The 1,482-nt window shown below is 76.0% G+C and carries 1 protein-coding gene; it reads right to left on the bottom strand.

All coding sequences use genetic code 11. The features are described 5' to 3' along the window. The coding region (locus ABTY15_RS39660; protein WP_350607680.1) for a polyketide synthase dehydratase domain-containing protein at window positions 1–1,466 on the bottom strand (1,466 nt) is incomplete at its 3' end. Window positions 1,467–1,482 lie beyond the last annotated feature (16 nt).

The following is a 1,482-nucleotide window of genomic DNA, read 5'->3' as shown; positions in this document are numbered from 1 at the left end:
CGCGAATCCACGAAGACATCCGCCGCCAGCCACTCCTGCACCAGCGCCAACGCCTCCCGCACCGCTACCCGCACCGCCCCGGCGGACAGCTGCGCGCCGACGATGCCGAGCGGCAGGAGGACGGTGGCCGGTGCCGGTGTCGCGCGGTCGGCTTCGAGGCGCGCCACGAGGGCGGTGAGGCTCTGGGGGGTGTCGACGGCGTGGCCGGCGGCGAGCAGTGCGGCGGCGAGGCCGAGGCCGTCCGCACCCACCACGGTGTGGAGCTCGGCCGCGTCAGCCGCCCGCGCGGGCAGGTGGACCTCGGCCCAGTCGACGGAGAAGAGTGCGTCGTGCTGGGCACGGTGGGCGCCGTCGCCGTGCAGCTGGCCGGCGGAGACCGGCCGAAGCATCAGCGACGCCACGGAGGCAACCGGCGCCCCCGTGGCGTCGACGGCCGTCAGCGTCACCGACTCGGGCCCGGCGGGGGCGATCCGGACCCGGAGGGTGGCGGCGCCGACCGCGTGCAGGGACACGCCGTTCCACGAGAACGGAAGCCGGCCCCGGCCCTGCTCGGCGTCCGCCGCCGTGGCGAGGGCGGTCGCATGGAGCGCGGCGTCGAGCAGGGCCGGGTGCAGACCGAACGCGCCGGCCGCAGCGACTGCCTCCTCGGGCAGCGCCACCTCGGCGAAGACCTCCTCGCCGCGCACCCAGGCCGCGACGAGCCCGCGGAACACCGGGCCGTAACCGAAGTCGGAGGCGGCGAGGGCGTCGTAGAAGCCGGTGAGGTCCACCGGCGCGGAGTCTGCGGGCGGCCAGCAGGCTGCGGCGAAGTCGGCGTCCGCGGCCGGGCGCGCGCCGCTCGACAGCAGTCCGTCGGCGTGGCGCGTCCACACCGCGTCGTCGTCCGCGTCCTCGGGCCGCGAGTACACGGACAGCGGGCGCGCACCCGTGCCGTCCGCCTGCCCGACCCAGAGCTGGACCTGCACGCCGCCCCGCTCGGGGAGCACCAACGGGGCTTCAAGGGTCAGCTCGTCCAGGCGGTCACAGCCGACGTGGTCGCCGGCCCGGATCGCGAGCTCGACGAAGGCCGTGCCGGGCAGCAGGATGCTGCCGCCGACGGCATGCTCGGCCAGCCAGGGATGGGTCTGCACGGAGAGACGGCCGGAGAAGAAGAAGCCGTCGCTGTCGGCGAGCGCAACGGCCGCGCCCAGCAGCGGGTGGTCGGCGGACCCCAGACCGATCGCCCGCGCGTCCCCGACAACGGGTGCCGTCCGGTCGATCCAGTACGCCTCGCGCTGGAAGGGGTAGGTGGGCAGGTCCACCCGGCGGGCACCCGTGCCCGCGAACACCGTCTGCCAGTCCGGCTTCGCACCGCGGACGTGGAGTTGGGCGAGCGCGGTGGTGATGCTCAGCGGCTCGGAGCGGTCGCGGCGCAGGGCGGGGGTGAGGACGGCGTCGGTGTCCTCGGCGAGGCACGGCTGCGCCATCGCGCTCAGCGTGCCG

The organism is Kitasatospora sp. NPDC097643 (assembly GCF_040302625.1).
Taxonomy (GTDB): domain Bacteria; phylum Actinomycetota; class Actinomycetes; order Streptomycetales; family Streptomycetaceae; genus Kitasatospora.
The sequence above is the reverse complement of the archived record's forward strand: the minus strand, read 5'-3'. Positions and strand labels throughout refer to the sequence as shown.